We start from the raw sequence: 15,968 nt of genomic DNA on the forward strand, positions 1-15,968 counted from the left end.
TTTACCGGGTCGTTATTCCATTCAGTAACTACTCATTCCAATTAGTAATTTCATAAGCTTCAAGGGCGGGACGTATAGTCCCTTTAACAATAGTGATATAGACAGGGTTCCCGTGGATTATCTCCCTCTTTTTGCCGACATCAGACACAAGCCGGTGCTGGTGGTTGGCGGTGGCGATGTCGCTGCACGCAAAATCGAACTGTTGCGCCGTGCCGGTGCCCGCGTGCAGGTCGTTTCACACCATCTGTGTGAGGAGCTCGCCGCACTGCACGACAATGACAGCATTGAATGGCTGGCGAAGGATTATCAGCCTGCGCAGCTGGATACGGTGTTCCTGGTGATTGCCGCCACCGATGATGGCGAACTCAATGGCCAGGTGTATCTGGATGCCACTGAACGCCATCTGCTGGCTAACGTGGTTGATGACCAGCCGAAATGTTCCTTTATCTTTCCTTCTATTGTCGATCGCTCCCCGCTGGTGGTGGCGATCTCCTCCAGCGGAACGGCCCCGGTGCTGGCACGGTTGCTGCGTGAAAAACTGGAGTCGCTGCTGCCGGCTAACCTCGGGCAGATGGCGGAAATTGCCGGACAGTGGCGTGGGAAGGTCAAAGCGCGTTTTAACAAAATGACCGATCGCCGTCGTTTTTGGGAAAAAGCGTTTAACGGCTTATTTGCCAATCAGGTGGCATCCGGCAACGTTGAGGGGGCCAAACGCACCCTTGACCAGCAGCTGACCGACCCGGAAGCCCCGCAGGGTGAGATTATCCTCGTCGGGGCCGGGCCTGGAGACAGTGGCCTGCTGACGCTGCGCGGGCTGCAGGTGATGCAGCTGGCCGATGTGGTGCTCTACGACCACCTGGTCAGCGATGAAATCCTTGACCTGGTACGCCGCGATGCCGACCGCATCTGTGTGGGCAAGCGGGCTAATGCGCACAGCGTGCCGCAGGAAGAGATCAACCAGATGCTGGTGGCGCTGGCGAAAAAAGGCAAACGTGTGGTGCGCCTGAAAGGGGGAGACCCGTTTATTTTCGGGCGGGGTGGAGAAGAGCTTCAGGCGGCAGTGGCGGCCGGCATCCCTTTCCAGGTGGTGCCGGGCGTAACCGCGGCGTCCGGGGCGACTGCCTACGCGGGTATTCCGCTGACACACCGCGATCATGCTCAGAGCGTCCTGTTTGTCACCGGCCACTGCCGTGCAGATGGGCAGGGCACGGACTGGCCATCGCTGGCCCGGGCTCGTCAGACGCTGGCTATCTATATGGGCACCATGGCGGCAGGTGACATTGCCAGCCAGCTGATGGCCCACGGGCGCGATCCGGCCACGCCGGCAGCAGTGATTGGCCGTGGCACCCGCCAGGACCAGCAGGTGCTGATAGGCACGTTAGACCAACTTGAAGAACTGGCACGAAACGCCCCCACTCCGGCGCTGTTAGTGATTGGCGAAGTGGTCAATCTGCATCACGAGTTGGCATGGTTCCAACATTCAGCGCAGCAGGACAGACGAGAGTCTCCTGTTGTGAATTTGGCTTGAGGAAAAGATATGGATCAGAAACGACTCACTCATCTGCGTCAACTGGAGGCGGAAAGCATCCATATTATCCGCGAAGTGGCGGCAGAGTTCGGTAACCCGGTGATGATGTACTCCATCGGAAAAGACTCATCGGTGATGCTGCACCTGGCGCGTAAAGCGTTCTATCCGGGGACGCTGCCGTTCCCGCTGCTGCATGTTGATACCGGCTGGAAATTCCGCGAAATGTACGAGTTCCGCGATCGTATGGTGAAAAATATTGGCGCGGAGCTGCTGGTTCACCGTAACCCGGAAGGCGTGGCGATGGGCATCAACCCGTTTGTTCACGGCAGTGCCAAGCACACGGACATTATGAAAACCGAGGGGCTGAAGCAGGCGCTGAATAAGTACGGGTTTGATGCTGCTTTCGGCGGCGCACGCCGCGATGAAGAGAAATCCCGCGCCAAAGAGCGTATTTACTCTTTCCGTGACCGCTTCCACCGCTGGGACCCTAAAAACCAGCGCCCGGAGCTGTGGCATAACTACAACGGCCAGATTAACAAAGGCGAAAGTATTCGCGTATTCCCCCTGTCCAACTGGACCGAGCTGGATATCTGGCAGTATATCTTCCTGGAAAACATTGAGATTGTGCCGCTCTATCTGGCCGCTGAACGCCCGGTACTGGAGCGTGATGGGATGCTAATGATGATTGACGACGACCGCATTGATCTGCAGCCGGGCGAAGTGATCGAGCACCGCATGGTGCGCTTCCGTACCCTGGGCTGCTGGCCGCTGACCGGTGCAGTCGAGTCGTCAGCGCAGACGCTGCCGGGGATCATTGAAGAGATGTTGGTGTCCACCACCAGTGAGCGTCAGGGTCGCATGATCGACCGCGATCAGGCCGGCTCAATGGAGCTGAAAAAACGCCAGGGCTACTTCTAAGGAATCGTGATGAATACAGTAATTGCACAACAGATTGCCGACCAGGGCGGCGTGGAAGCGTGGCTGCATACGCAGCAGCACAAAAGTCTGCTGCGTTTCCTCACCTGTGGCAGCGTCGACGATGGCAAAAGCACGCTGATTGGTCGCCTGCTGCACGATACGCGCCAGATCTATGAAGATCAGCTCTCTTCCCTGCACAACGACAGCAAACGTCACGGTACCCAGGGTGAAAAACTCGATCTGGCGTTGCTGGTCGACGGTTTACAGGCCGAGCGTGAGCAGGGCATCACCATTGATGTTGCGTACCGTTACTTCTCTACCGAGAAGCGCAAATTTATCATCGCGGATACCCCGGGGCACGAGCAGTACACCCGTAATATGGCCACCGGTGCCTCCACTTGCGATCTGGCGATCCTGCTGATCGATGCGCGCAAAGGTGTGCTGGATCAAACCCGCCGGCACAGCTTTATCTCGACCTTGCTGGGCATTAAACATCTGATCGTGGCGATTAATAAGATGGATCTGGTGGAGTACAGCGAGGAGACCTTCGGGCAGATCAGGCAGGACTATCTGGACTTCGCCGGGCAGCTGCCGGGCGATCTGGATATCCGCTTTGTCCCGCTGTCAGCGCTGGAAGGCGAAAACGTGGCAGCCCCGAGCACGGCGATGCCCTGGTACACCGGCCCGACGCTGCTGGACGTGCTGGAAACCGTTGACGTGCAGCGCGTGGTTGAACAGCAGCCAATGCGCTTCCCGGTGCAGTATGTAAACCGTCCTGACCTCGATTTCCGGGGATATGCCGGTACGCTGGCGTCCGGCGTGGTGCAGGTCGGTCAGCGGGTAAAAGTGCTCCCTTCTGGCGTGGCGTCTTCAGTGGCGCGCATTGTGACCTTCGACGGTGACCTGCAGCAGGCCGTGGCCGGGGAAGCAATTACCCTGGTGTTGAAAGATGAAATTGATATCAGTCGCGGGGATCTGCTGGTCGCTGAGGATGCCAGCCTCACGCCGGTGCAGGCTGCCGCCGTTGATGTGGTCTGGATGGCGGAAAAGCCCCTGGTACCCGGGCAGAGCTTCGATATTAAAATTGCCGGAAAGAAAACCCGCGCGCGCGTGGAACGCATCCGTCATCAGGTTGAGATCAATAATCTGACGCAGCATGACGTCCAGGCGCTGCCGCTGAACGGCATCGGGCTGGTAGATCTGATCTTCGACGAGCCGATGGTGCTCGATCCCTATCAGCAGAATCCGGTCACTGGCGGGATGATCTTTATCGATCGCCTGAGCAACGTCACCGTCGGCGCGGGTATGATCCGCCAGCCGCTGGACGATGCGCGGCCCGTTGCTGGCGAATTCAGCGCCTTTGAGCTGGAGCTGAATGCGCTGGTGCGTCGTCACTTCCCGCACTGGAATGCTCGCGACCTGCTGGGCGGTGAGTAAGATGGCGCAGCATGATGAGAATGTGGTGTGGCACGCGCATCCGGTCAGCCGTGAGCAGCGCGAGCAGCAGCATGGCCATCAGGGCGTGGTGCTGTGGTTTACCGGGCTGTCAGGGTCCGGTAAATCCACGGTAGCCGGTGCCCTGGAGCAGGCACTGCACCGCGCTGGCGTCAGCAGCTACCTGCTGGACGGGGATAACGTGCGACACGGTTTATGCCGGGATCTCGGCTTCAGTGATGACGACCGTAAAGAAAATATCCGCCGCGTGGGCGAAGTGGCGAAGCTGATGATCGATGCCGGTCTGGTGGTTCTGACGGCCTTTATCTCGCCTCACCGTGCCGAGCGGCAGAGCGTACGGGAGATGGTTGGAGAAGGGCGGTTTATTGAAGTCTTCGTCGATACACCGCTGGCGATCTGTGAAGCGCGCGATCCAAAGGGGTTGTATAAAAAGGCCCGTGCCGGGGAGTTGCGTAATTTTACTGGTATCGATGCCGTGTATGAAGCCCCGGAAGCCGCCGATATTCACCTGGATGGTGAACAATTGGTAACATATTTAACCACCCAGTTATTAGACCTGCTGCGTCAGCGAGATATTATCAAACCCTGAGAGCTTCGGCTAACGTCCGTTCAGACGGGCGGTTACCCGGCGGAGGGCACTACGGTCCCCTCCGCCTGAGCATCAACGGGATATATATGCACAACGTCACCCCCATGCTGGCACGTAAAGACGAGCGCGATCGGGAAGAGCCTTCATGGGCTGTTCCCGGCGGCGTGATGGGCTTTGTTTCCTGGTGGGTCGCACTGGCGATCCCGTTCCTGCTTTACGGTTCTAACACCTTATTCTTTTTCCTCTATACCTGGCCTTTCTTCCTTGCGCTTTTACCGGTCTCGGTCATCGTCGGTATTGTTGCCACCGTGCTGCTGCGACAGCGCCTGATCTGGTCCGGACTGGCGACGGTGGTGGTGGTGGTCGCCCTGTTCTGGCTGCTGTTTACGCTGCTAACGGGCTGGTAACGGTTGGGTTAATATTTATAATTACGTCGCAACGTTACAAAATCTATCGATGCAGGGCGTCAGCCGACGCCGATCCTGCTGTTTTTTAGCGCGTATTCGCACCTTATTCTGAGAAAGTGGTTCTATTTCACCGGCAGAGTGGAGTCGTACTAAAAGTTATGGGATGATTGAGCCGTTTTTCAGGGGGCGGGGATGGGAAAACTTACGTTGCTGTTACTTGTACTTCTCGGCTGGCTGCAGTATTCGCTCTGGCTGGGCAAGAACGGCATTCATGATTACACACGCGTTAATGAGGATGTTGCTGTGCAACAGGCCAATAACGCCAAGCTTAAAGCGCGAAACGATCAGCTTTTTGCCGAAATCGACGATTTAAACGGCGGTTCGGAAGCGATCGAGGAACGCGCACGCAATGAGCTGGGGATGATTAAACCCGGCGAGACTTTCTATCGCCTTGTGCCGGACCAAAATAAACGAAACGCACAGCAGCGAACCACCCGTCAGTAGCCATCACCATGAGCATCCGTCATTACTATCATGAATAGCGCCGTGTCCTTTCCGGAGATTATCGCCGTCGTCCCCGCTGCGGGGATCGGCAGCCGCATGCTCTCTGAATGCCCCAAACAGTACCTCACCATCGGCAGCAAAACGATTCTGGAACACAGCATCGATGCGCTGCTGGCTCATCCGGCCGTTAGCCGGGTCATTGTGGCTCTCAGCGCACAGGATACGTATTTCCGCCAGTTGCCGCTGGCGCACGATGCGCGCGTGAGCACGGTTACCGGCGGTGGCCTGCGGGCGGACTCCGTGCTGGCCGGGCTGCAGGCGGCAAAAGGGGCCGAGTGGGTGCTGGTGCATGATGCCGCGCGCCCCTGTCTGCATCTGAGTGATTTGACCCGACTGCTGGCGCTGACGGCCACCAGCAAGGTGGGCGGAATTCTTGCCGCGCCGGTGCGTGATACCATGAAGCGTGCTGTTGCTGGCCGCAGTGATATCGGCCATACCGTCGAGCGTGAAGCCCTGTGGCACGCGCTGACGCCGCAGCTGTTCCCGCTGGCGCTGCTGCGCGACTGCCTGCTGCGTGCGCTGAACGACGGCGCGACCATCACTGATGAGGCTTCGGCGCTGGAGCATTGCGGTTACCATCCTGAACTGGTCAGCGGCCGCAGTGATAACCTGAAGGTGACGCGGCCGGAAGACCTGGCGCTGGCGCAATTTTATCTGACCCAAATACAGAGTTAGGAGAACACATAATGCGTATCGGTCACGGTTTTGATGTACATGCCTTTGGCGGCGAAGGCCCGCTGATTATTGGTGGCGTGCGTATTCCTTACGAGAAAGGTCTGCTGGCACACTCCGACGGCGACGTTGCGCTGCACGCGCTGACAGACGCGCTGCTGGGGGCGGCCGCCCTGGGCGATATCGGCAAACTGTTCCCGGACACCGATGAGGCCTATAAAGGCGCAGACAGCCGCGAACTGCTGCGGGAAGCCCTGCGTCAGATTGCTAAAAAAGGCTATCGCGTGGGTAACGTTGATGTCACGATCATTGCTCAGGCCCCGAAGATGCTGCCCCATTCGCCACAGATGCGCATCAATATTGCGGAAGATCTCGGTATTCATATGGATGATGTCAACGTGAAAGCGACGACCACTGAGAAACTCGGGTTTACCGGGCGCGGCGAAGGCATTGCCTGTGAAGCCGTTGCCCTGCTGATAAAGGCGTAACGCATGGATTTAAGCAAACAGGGCTGGCTGCACGGTCAGCCGGTGGCCAGCGGCGTGCTGAAGGCCAGTGCTGAAGACTTCAGGGTCATTGAAGATCTCGGCTACGTGCCGGACGGAGAGGGTGAACAGCTGCTGGTACGCATCCGCAAAAATGGCTGTAATACCCGCTTTGTCGCAGAAGCGCTGGCCAAATTTGTCGGTATTCATCCACGTGACGTCAGTTTTGCCGGGATGAAGGATCGCCACGCGGTGACCGAACAGTGGTTCTGCCTGCGCATACCGGGCAAAATTACGCCAGATCTGACCGCGTTTGAATTGACGGGCGTCGAGGTGCTGGAAAGCGCCCGCCATCGCCGTAAATTGCGGACCGGTGCGCTACAGGGCAATGCTTTCACGCTGGTACTGCGCCAGATTTCTGACCGTGATGCGGTGGAACAGCGCCTGCAGCTGATTGCCCGTGACGGTGTGCCCAACTATTTTGGCAGCCAGCGTTTTGGCCACGAAGGTAATAACCTGACAATGGCGCAACGCTGGGCCGCCGATGAAATCCGCGTGCGCGAGCGCAATAAACGCAGTTTCATTCTCTCTGCCGCGCGAAGCGCGATGTTTAATCAGGTGGTGAGTGACCGTCTGGCGCAGCAGGGCTCCCTGACCCGGGTCCTGCCGGGCGATGCTCTGCAGTTAACCGGACGCGGCAGCTGGTTTGTGGCAGAGGCGGCGGAACGGGATACCTTACAACAGCGTGTTGATGCCAGTGAACTGCGTATCACCGCACCGCTGCCGGGCAGCGGCGAGTGGGGTACACGCGATGAAGCGCTGGCCTTTGAGCAAAACAGCCTGTCAGGTGAAGGTGCGCTGATTGCCCTGATGGATCGTGAACGCGTGGAAGCCGCACGCCGCGCCATGCTGGTTATCCCCCGCGATTTGCAGTGGAACTGGCAGGATGACGTCACGCTGGAGATGGCCTTCTGGCTGCCTGCAGGCAGCTTTGCCACCAGTGTAGTGCGCGAACTGCTGCTGACCCAGGGCAGCGCGGCTGAGGTCGACGAGTAGTTTTTTTATTCATCTGCCCCAGTGACAGAGCCTGCTATCCCAGCAGGCTCTGCTGTTTTACTCCCTTAAGTCAGTTTGTTCACTCTGTATTTCCCCGCTTCGTCCCCCTTCAATTGCTGACAATTTGCGGTGTTCCGCACTTTGGTTACAATGCGCAATAATTTTACAGTTTTGTTAATGGGAATACGGATGAATAAGCCCCATCAGCCTGTGCCGGAGCGCACAACGGCTTTTGTACCTCTGAAGATAATGGCCAGCGGCGTGGCGCTGCCACCCGGCTGTGTGACGTCCGCGATGCTCGACGAGCGTCTGGGATTCCGCCCTGGCTACGTTGAGAAACGTTCCGGGATTACCCATCGCTTTCACGCCGACCATCAGGCGAGCCAGGCGCAGCTGGGGGCCGATGCGCTTGACGCCGCACTGCGTGCGCGGGATATCAACCCTGACAGTATTGACCTGCTGATATTTGCTTCCGCCATTGCGGTGCAGGCGCTGCCGTGCAGCGCCATTCAGGTGCTGAAGCTGTCGCGCCTGACCCCAGGCACGGCGGTATTTGATATTAACAGTAGCTGCGTCAGCTTCGTTTCTGCCCTGCAGGTGGCGGGCGGCCTGGTGAACTGCGGTGCCTACCAGCGAATTGCCATTGTCTCCGCCGAACTGGCCTCGCGCGGTATCGACTGGGAACATGAGGAGTCATCGCTGATCTTCGGGGACGGTGCAGCCTGCGCTATTGTTGAACGCGGCGACGGACGCAGCGGTATTCTCGCCTGCCTGATGGAAAGCTGGCCGGACGGCAGTGAACTCTGTGAGATCCGCGCCGGTGGCACGCGGCGTAATCCGCGTGCCGGCATGTCCGACAGCGATTTTCTCTTCCACATGCAGGGTAAAAAACTGTTCCGCCAGGCATCCGGGCTGATTGAAGATTACCTGGCACGACTGCTCGGCATGGCCGGGCTGACCCTGGCGCAAGTGGCCACCGTGGTGCCGCATCAGGCCAGCCACCTGTCGCTGGAACACATGCGGAAACGGCTAAACGTCAGCAGCGACGCGCTGATCGATATCTATCGCTATCGTGGCAATCAGGTGGCCGCATCGATCCCCAGCGCCCTGCATGAGGCGATCGTCAGCGATCGCTTTGATAAAGGTCCGGTGATGCTGATAGGCACCGCCGCCGGTCTGACCCTTGGCGGCATGGTTCTGCTGCCGTGAAGGTACTGGTGACGGGCGCGACCAGCGGACTGGGGCGCAATGCCGTTGAGTGGCTGCTGGCCGCCGGACATACGGTATATGCCACCGGACGCGATCGCAGCGTGGGAGAACAGCTCAGACAGGCGGGTGCGGTTTTTACGGCTCTTGATCTGTCTGTTGCGACGGAAGCTGAGTGCGCAGCGCTGATCGGTGATGCGGAAACGGTCTGGCACTGCGCCGCCAAATCGTCGCCCTGGGGACGGCGTGAGGCATTCTGGCAGGCGAATGTGACCGCCACGGAACGCCTGACGGCCGCCGCCGGACAGCGGGGGGTGAAGCGATTTATTCATATCTCCACGCCCTCCCTCTACTTTGATTATTCTCCTCAGTTGCAGATTGAGGAACACTTCCGCGCCCGGCGGTTTGCCAACCACTACGCCGCCAGCAAATATGCCGCCGAGCAGGTGGTGTTGCAGCGGGTAGCCAACTATCCCGCGACCACCTTTGTCATGCTCCGGCCCCGTGCCATATTTGGCGCTCACGACCGGGTCATTGTGCCACGGCTGCTGGCCCAGCTTCGGCGTGATAACGGTATCCTGCGCCTCCCCAGGGGCGGCCGGGCGCTACTCGATCTGACATTCGTGCTCAACGTCGTGCAGGCGATGTGGCTGGCCAGCGATGTCCCCGGCCTCGCCTCCGGTGCCGTGTATAACATCACCAACCAGCAGCCCGTCACGCTGGCAGAGGTGCTGTACCCGCTGCTCAATCAGCAGCTGGGTCTGGCCTGCGAGATCCGCTCACTGCCCGCCGGTCTGCTGTATGGCGTAGCGACGCTGATGGAGGGGGTGGCGTTACTGACGCGGCGGGAACCGCTGCTGACCCGCTACAGCGTGGGGGCCGTCAGCGTGGACATGACCCTCAGCCAGCGGCGGGCGATCGACGAGCTGGGCTATCGCCCGCACTATTCCATGGACGAGGCGATTGCGCTGACCGGTGCATGGTGGCGGCAGCAGGGAGTCGGCACACGTGGCTAAGCTGACAACGTTCGAGGTAGGTTACTGCACGCACCGTGGCTGCATGGCGCTGCGCGGAGCCGGACTGCGCGTCTGCCGCTTCCCCGCCCGGGCCTGGCTGCTGGAGGCGAATAACCGACGCTGGCTGTGGGATACCGGTTATGCCAGCCACTTTATCGACCATACCCGTCAGGGGGTTTTCCGCCTGTATCAGCAGCTGACGCCGGTCTATTTCTCGCCGCAGCAGGCGCTGGTGGCACAGCTGGGCCTGGCCGGGTATCAGCCCGCCGATATACAGGGGCTGATAATTTCCCATTTTCATGGCGACCATATTGCCGGGCTGCATGATTTTCCGGGCGTACCGATGATCTGTTCCGGTGAAGGTTGGCAGAAAATCCGTCCGCTGCGCGGATTACGGGCGGTAAAAAACGCTTTTGTGCCGGGGCTGATCCCGTCTGATTTTGACGCGCGCGTGCAGTATGTGGAACGCTTTCCGGTGGTGACGTTACCTGCCGATCTCCACCCTTTTGAACAGGGGTGGGAGCTGCCTGGCAGTCACGGTGAAATTGTGCTGGTTTCCCTGCCGGGGCATGCCGCCGGGCATCTGGGCGCGTTTGTCCGCCAGGATGACGGCTGGACACTGTTGGCCAGTGATGCGGCCTGGTGCCCGGATAACTATCAGAAGCTGCATGGTCCTTCCCGGCTGGCCAGCCTGATCATGGATAACAGTGCGGCTTATTATGCCACCCTAAACCGGCTGAACCAGCTGTGGCGTGGTGGCAAGGTGCGTATTCTTCTGTGTCACGAGGGGGACTTATGATCCCGGTAAGAATGCTGTGGCACTATTTTCGCGCCCGCAGGCTGGCCTTCCGCGACCGTGCCGCGCTGGAGCGCTGGCAGGCGCGGCAGCTCAGACGCTTTGCGCGGCGGGTAATGGCAAAAAGTCCGTTTTATGCCCCGTATCAATCACTGCCGCTGTCGGCCTGGCCTGTCTGCGATAAAGCCCGGATGATGGCCCACTTTGATCGGATGAATACCGCCGGGCTGTCGGTTGACGCGCTGCTTGCATGTGCCCTGAAAAGTGAACGGGAGCGGGATTTTGCGCCGAAGGTCGGGCGCTTCAGCGTCGGCTTATCGTCCGGGACCTCCGGTCGCCGCGGCGTGTTCGTTGTCAGTCCGCAGGAGCAGCGTATCTGGGCGGGGGGCATGCTGGCCAAAATGCTGCCGCGCGGACTGCTCTCCGGCGAGCGGGTGGCGCTGTTCCTGCGCGCTGATAATCATCTGTATCACAGTGTGAATACCCGCTGGCTGAGTCTGGCGTTTTTCGACCTTTTTGCCCCATTTGACCATCATTTGCAGACGCTACCGCAGTTTTCGCCGACGATTATCGTTGCCCCGGCGCAGGTACTGCGCGCGTTGGCGCTGGCGGTACAGAGCGGACAGCTGGTGCTAAAGGTCAGCCGGGTGATCTCGGTAGCAGAAGTGCTGGAGCCTCAGGATCGACAGCTGTTGACGGAGGTGTTCGGTGATGTGGCTGAGGTCTACCAGGCTACCGAAGGATTCCTGGCGGCCACCTGCTCCCACGGTCGCCTGCACCTTAATGAAGAGTTTATTCATATTGAACCGGAGTGGATTGATGAACGCCGGTTTACGCCTGTCATCACCGACTTTACCCGGCGTACGCAGCCGGTGATCCGTTACCGACTGGATGATGTGCTGGTGGCGGCGGCCGAACCCTGCCCCTGCGGGCGGCCAACCCGCGTGCTGGACGCCATCGAAGGGCGGCGCGATGACCAGCTTCTGCTGCGTAATCTGAAAGGCGAGGAGCAGGGGGTGTTTGCCGATGTGTGTAGCCGGGCCATTGCCCGTACGCTGCCGCTGACCAGTGATTACCGCCTGGTGCAGTCGGGAGAGCAGAACCTGCAGCTGCTCAGTGATGCCAGTGAACAACAGCTTATTGCCTGCCAGCAGGCGCTGATTGCGCTGTTTGCACAGCAGGGGATCGCCACGGCGTCGTTACGCTGGGAACTAAGCGTGCGGCCGATAATGCCGCAGTTTGACCGCAAGCGACGGCGAATTATCCGCCTGAAGGGAGAGGAAGGATGACACTGTTACATCGCTTACTGGCGATGCTGGTGGGCTGGGGCAGCGTGGGGGGGATTTATACTTTCAGCGATCGCTGGCAGGGGCCGGGAACGGTGATGCAGCCCGGTCTTATCGACCGCGCGATCCCCTTCAGTCCAGACGCGATCTGGCTTTACCTCTCCTTTTTTCTGCTGATCCCGGCGGGGTACCTGTACTGCCGGGTGGAAAAACTGCGCTGGCTGACGGTCTCGATGATCCTGACGGCGCTGGTGTGCGGAGCCGTCTATATGCTGTGGCCGACCACACTGGTCTACCCGCACGACGGCGGCCAGGGGCTGAGTTCACGGCTGCTGGCCAGGCTGGCAGCTGCCGACTCGACGCAAAACTGTTTGCCGTCACTGCATATGGCGCTGTCGTTGCTGGCGGTATGGGCACTCTACCGGCGTGACCGGCCTGTGCGCAGTGGACTACTGTTACTGTGGGGCGTACTGATTGCGGTATCGATACTGCAACTGCGCCGTCACCTGTTTATTGACCTGGTAAGCGGCGCTGGCGTGGCGTTACTCTGCGGCGGGATCTGCCTGCGTGCAGCACAGGCGTTTACTTTTGTACGGAGAGAGCAGCGATGAGCGAGCTGGTACTGCCGATTGTGGCCATGGTATTGCTGGTGATGGGGGAGGCGCTGGTGCTGCACCGCCAGGACAGGCAGCAGGTGCAGTGGCATGATGTGGTCTTTAACCTCAACTCCGGTCACATCATGCTGTGGCTCTTCCGCGGGCTGGAAGTCACCTGCTATGGCTATGTTGCCCTGCATTTCAGCCAGCACTGGCTGGACGCGCTGCCCACCTGGGGACTGTGGCTGTTTGCGCTGCTGGCGTGGGATTTTGCTTTTTACTGGCTGCACCGCCTGCATCATCGTTTCAGCCTGCTGTGGGCGGTACACGTGGTGCATCATCAGGGAGAGCATTTTAATCTGTCGCTCGGGGTGCGTAACTCCTGGTACTCCTCGCTGACGTCGATCCCCTTCTTCCTGCTGCTGGCGCTAGCGGGCGTGCCGCTGTCGGTCTTTGTAACCGTCTCTATTTTCCACTATACCGTGCAGCTGTTTAACCATAATGCGCTGACCCCAAAGCTGGGCTGGCTGGAGTCGGTACTGGTGACGCCAAATCATCACCGCGTGCATCACGTCTGCGACCGGGCGTATTCCGACAAGAACTTCGGTGGCAGCTTTATTTTCTGGGACAAGCTGTTTGGCACCTTTGCCCGCCTGCCGGAAACAGAATACCGTTTTGGCACTGCGGGGGAACGGGCATCGCAAAATCCCTTCTGGGCCAGCAACCGGCCGCTGTTCCGTCTGCTTAAACTACCGTTTTCGCCGGTGAACGGTGCGGCCACGTTCCACTGTCGTGCACGGGCGCTGATCAGCGGCATGCTGCTGCTGTTTGTGCTGGTGGCCAGCTATGTGTGGATCTACGGCTACGGTTACCAGAACATCAGCAGCGAGCAGGTGACGCTGTTTATGCTGCTGGCGCTGGGGGCAGTCGCGCTGGGGGGCCTGTCAGAAGGGCGGCGCTGGAGCCCGTTACTCTGGCTGGCGGTCGGGCTGGCCTGCCCCTTCTGGTTTGCGCTGTGTCGGGAAACCGTTGAACCCTGGCTTTTCGCAGCCATGCTGGTGGCGCTGCACAGCATGGTGCTGGCGCTGGGCTGGGGGCGTCAGGCGCTGCAGGCGGAGGTGAAACATGGCTGATTCACTCCCGCCGCTGCGCTATCCGCCGGACGGGGAACAGGCGTTCCACCGGGCATTGCAGCGCGCAGCACATCAGTATCTGTCGTCGCATCAGGATCATCGCTTTGCCGGAGGCCGGCAGTGGCTGAAGGCCGGGCTGCTGCTGGGACTGTGTGTCTCCTGTTATCTTCTCAGCCTGTTTCAGTCCAGCCAGAGCGGTTTTTTTATCTGCTATATGCTGTTTATGCTGATGGCGATGCTGCTCAACATCAACGTTAATCACGATGCCAGCCACGGGGTCTTCAGCCGTTCGCCCCGGCTTAATCGTCTTATCAGCCGGGTAGTGACGCTGCCGCTCGGGCTGGATCCGGACTACTGGCGCGTGCGGCACGTCTATTTTCATCATGCTTACGCCAACATTGAACATTACGATCTGGATACCGAGGAGAATGGCTTCTTCCGGCAAACGCCGTATCAGCGCTGGCGGCCCTGGATGCGCTGGCAGCATCTTTACTGGCCGCTGATTGCCGCGCTGTCGTTACCCTATCTGACATGGGTGTTTGACTGGGCAGATCGCTGTGGAAAAACGCCGCTGGCGGATCGGCGTATGATGCCGGGCGTTCGCGGCTGGCTGCTCTTCTGCGGCTTTAAGGTGCTGCATTTACTGCTGGTACTGGCTGTCCCGCTGTGGGCGGCAGAGCAGCAGGGGATGGGGATGGGCGTGGTGCTGTTGGCCTGGCTGTGCTGTCAGATGGTGGCGTCCCTGTTTGTGGTGTTTCTGCTGCTGGGCACGCACTGGGCCGAAGCGGAATTTTATGAGGTGGGGCCGGACGGCACGCTGCCGCAGGGCTGGTATCGCCATAACTTTGCCACCGCCTGCGACTGGTTGCCCGAACCCGCCTGGCTAGGGCATTTCACTGGCGGGCTGAATCTGCACCTGACGCACCATCTGTTCCCCGGCTGGCACCACCGGCATTATCCGGCGCTGGCGGCGATTATCGCCCGGCTGGCCCCAGAGCACGGTATGAATTACCGCTGTATCCGCTATCGCGAACTGCTGCGGCGTCAGCAGGTATTTCTGCGACGCATGGGCGAGCCGGAGGCGACGCGATGACGCCCCCGCCGCTGCGTTTTGCCCGTGAGAACCTGCAGTTTCACCGTGAGCTGACCCGCGCTACGCAGGTCTGGCTCGAGGCTCACGGTGAGCACCGCTTCGCCGACGGCGGGATGATCGCTAAAGTGGTGGTGCTGGTACTGCTGGCTGCGTCCTGCGGCGCGCTGGGGCTGCAACAGACGCACTGGCTGGGTTGGGCCGCCTGTCAGTTTGGCGTCAGTGTCTTTGCCATGCTGCTGGCGATCAACGTGGTCCATGACGCGTCGCATCAGGCGTTTTTCAGGTCGCGGGCCGCTAACCGCTGGCTCAGCGTGCTGGCCGCTATTCCACTTGGTCTGGACCCGGAGTGCTGGCGGGTGCGCCACGTACTGATGCACCATGCCGGGAATAATGTCATGGGCTATGACCCGGATATGGAAGAGAACGGTATCCTGCGGCAGTCACGTTTTCAGCGCCTGCGGCCGTTAATGCGTTATCAGCGCTATTACTGGCCGCTGGTCGCGGCGCTGACGTTCCCCTATTACATCTGGCTGTTTGACTGGCTGGATCGCGCCGGGCAGACGCGCGTCGGTGCCAAAATGCGCCTGCAGGGTGTGAAGGGCTGGACGGCTTTTTTACTGGTCAAACTGGGCCATTTTTTACTGGTGCTGGCGCTGCCGTTTTGGCTGCTGCCGCCGTCACTGGGTATCGGCACCCTTGTGCTGGTCTATCTGGCCTGCCAGATGATGGCTTCGCTGGTGTTTGTCATGCTGATCCTCGGAACGCACTGGGCAAAAGGCAACAGCTATCTGCCCACGGAACAGGGCAAACTGTCGCACAGTCGCTACAGCCATCTGTTCGCCACGACCTGCGACTGGCTGACCCGGCCACGCTGGCTGGGGTACTGGCTGGGGGGGATGAATCTCCATCTGACGCATCACCTGTTTCCGCACTGGTGTCACCGCCACTATCCGGTGCTGGCCGGGATCATTGCCACCGTTGCAGCGCGTTATGGGTATGATTATCAGTGCCTGACCCTGAGCCAGTTGCTGAGTTCCCAGCAGCAATTTTTACAGCAGCTGGGAAATGACCACAGTGAAAAATGACCGGGGCAGGCTGTAAGGGCCGCCCTTCCTCCTTCGGTTAACCAGACATTTACACCTACCACTCCCTCGTGCATCCAGCTAAA

Annotated in this window: 17 protein-coding genes; all 17 read left to right on the top strand. The window is 59.6% G+C overall.

Annotated features, from left to right (window positions below; genetic code table 11):
* Positions 1–112 precede the first annotated feature (112 nt).
* On the top strand, positions 113–1,528 hold the full coding sequence (cysG, locus tag IFU29_RS11110; RefSeq protein WP_191933978.1) for a siroheme synthase CysG: 1,416 nt from the start codon (positions 113–115) through the stop codon (positions 1,526–1,528).
* A gap of 9 nt (positions 1,529–1,537) precedes the next feature.
* Positions 1,538–2,446 (top strand): sulfate adenylyltransferase subunit CysD, encoded by a 909-nt coding sequence (cysD, locus tag IFU29_RS11115; protein WP_191933979.1) that lies wholly within the window; start codon positions 1,538–1,540, stop codon positions 2,444–2,446.
* A gap of 9 nt (positions 2,447–2,455) precedes the next feature.
* Positions 2,456–3,883, top strand: a complete 1,428-nt coding sequence (gene cysN, locus IFU29_RS11120) for a sulfate adenylyltransferase subunit CysN (protein WP_191933980.1) — start codon at positions 2,456–2,458, stop codon at positions 3,881–3,883.
* A 1-nt stretch (position 3,884) separates the two neighbouring features.
* Positions 3,885–4,490 carry an adenylyl-sulfate kinase gene (cysC, locus tag IFU29_RS11125; RefSeq protein WP_191933981.1) on the top strand — a complete coding sequence of 202 codons (606 nt, stop codon included), beginning with the start codon at positions 3,885–3,887 and terminating at the stop codon, positions 4,488–4,490.
* A gap of 86 nt (positions 4,491–4,576) precedes the next feature.
* Positions 4,577–4,897 (top strand): DUF3561 family protein, encoded by a 321-nt coding sequence (locus tag IFU29_RS11130; protein ID WP_191933982.1) that lies wholly within the window; start codon positions 4,577–4,579, stop codon positions 4,895–4,897.
* 192 nt (positions 4,898–5,089) lie between these two features.
* Positions 5,090–5,401, top strand: coding sequence for a cell division protein FtsB (gene ftsB / locus IFU29_RS11135; protein ID WP_062744201.1), 312 nt, complete (start codon positions 5,090–5,092; stop codon positions 5,399–5,401).
* Between the two features lie 30 nt (positions 5,402–5,431).
* Entirely contained in the window at positions 5,432–6,136 is a 705-nt protein-coding gene (gene ispD / locus IFU29_RS11140) for a 2-C-methyl-D-erythritol 4-phosphate cytidylyltransferase (RefSeq protein WP_191933983.1), read from the top strand.
* A gap of 11 nt (positions 6,137–6,147) precedes the next feature.
* Entirely contained in the window at positions 6,148–6,621 is a 474-nt protein-coding gene (ispF, locus tag IFU29_RS11145) for a 2-C-methyl-D-erythritol 2,4-cyclodiphosphate synthase (protein ID WP_062744199.1), read from the top strand.
* 3 nt (positions 6,622–6,624) lie between these two features.
* Positions 6,625–7,674 carry a tRNA pseudouridine(13) synthase TruD gene (gene truD, locus IFU29_RS11150; RefSeq protein WP_191933984.1) on the top strand — a complete coding sequence of 350 codons (1,050 nt, stop codon included), beginning with the start codon at positions 6,625–6,627 and terminating at the stop codon, positions 7,672–7,674.
* 189 nt (positions 7,675–7,863) lie between these two features.
* Positions 7,864–8,883, top strand: coding sequence for a 3-oxoacyl-[acyl-carrier-protein] synthase III C-terminal domain-containing protein (locus IFU29_RS11155; RefSeq protein WP_191933985.1), 1,020 nt, complete (start codon positions 7,864–7,866; stop codon positions 8,881–8,883).
* On the top strand, positions 8,880–9,896 hold the full coding sequence (locus tag IFU29_RS11160; protein ID WP_191933986.1) for an SDR family NAD(P)-dependent oxidoreductase: 1,017 nt from the start codon (positions 8,880–8,882) through the stop codon (positions 9,894–9,896). Before IFU29_RS11155 ends, IFU29_RS11160 begins: the two co-directional genes overlap by 4 nt.
* Complete coding sequence (locus tag IFU29_RS11165) at positions 9,889–10,695, top strand: MBL fold metallo-hydrolase (protein ID WP_191933987.1); 807 nt, start codon at positions 9,889–9,891, stop codon at positions 10,693–10,695. The genes IFU29_RS11160 and IFU29_RS11165 overlap by 8 nt, the downstream gene beginning before the upstream one ends.
* Positions 10,692–11,981 (top strand): F390 synthetase-related protein, encoded by a 1,290-nt coding sequence (locus IFU29_RS11170; protein ID WP_191933988.1) that lies wholly within the window; start codon positions 10,692–10,694, stop codon positions 11,979–11,981. The genes IFU29_RS11165 and IFU29_RS11170 overlap by 4 nt, the downstream gene beginning before the upstream one ends.
* Positions 11,978–12,589 (top strand): phosphatase PAP2 family protein, encoded by a 612-nt coding sequence (locus IFU29_RS11175; RefSeq protein WP_244633679.1) that lies wholly within the window; start codon positions 11,978–11,980, stop codon positions 12,587–12,589. The genes IFU29_RS11170 and IFU29_RS11175 overlap by 4 nt, the downstream gene beginning before the upstream one ends.
* Positions 12,586–13,707, top strand: a complete 1,122-nt coding sequence (locus tag IFU29_RS11180; protein ID WP_191933989.1) for a sterol desaturase family protein — start codon at positions 12,586–12,588, stop codon at positions 13,705–13,707. Before IFU29_RS11175 ends, IFU29_RS11180 begins: the two co-directional genes overlap by 4 nt.
* Complete coding sequence (locus IFU29_RS11185; RefSeq protein WP_191933990.1) at positions 13,700–14,800, top strand: acyl-CoA desaturase; 1,101 nt, start codon at positions 13,700–13,702, stop codon at positions 14,798–14,800. The genes IFU29_RS11180 and IFU29_RS11185 overlap by 8 nt, the downstream gene beginning before the upstream one ends.
* Positions 14,797–15,885 (top strand): fatty acid desaturase family protein, encoded by a 1,089-nt coding sequence (locus IFU29_RS11190; protein ID WP_191933991.1) that lies wholly within the window; start codon positions 14,797–14,799, stop codon positions 15,883–15,885. The genes IFU29_RS11185 and IFU29_RS11190 overlap by 4 nt, the downstream gene beginning before the upstream one ends.
* Positions 15,886–15,968 lie beyond the last annotated feature (83 nt).

Source organism: Erwinia persicina, assembly GCF_014838825.1.
In the GTDB taxonomy this organism is placed as follows: domain Bacteria; phylum Pseudomonadota; class Gammaproteobacteria; order Enterobacterales; family Enterobacteriaceae; genus Erwinia; species Erwinia persicina_A.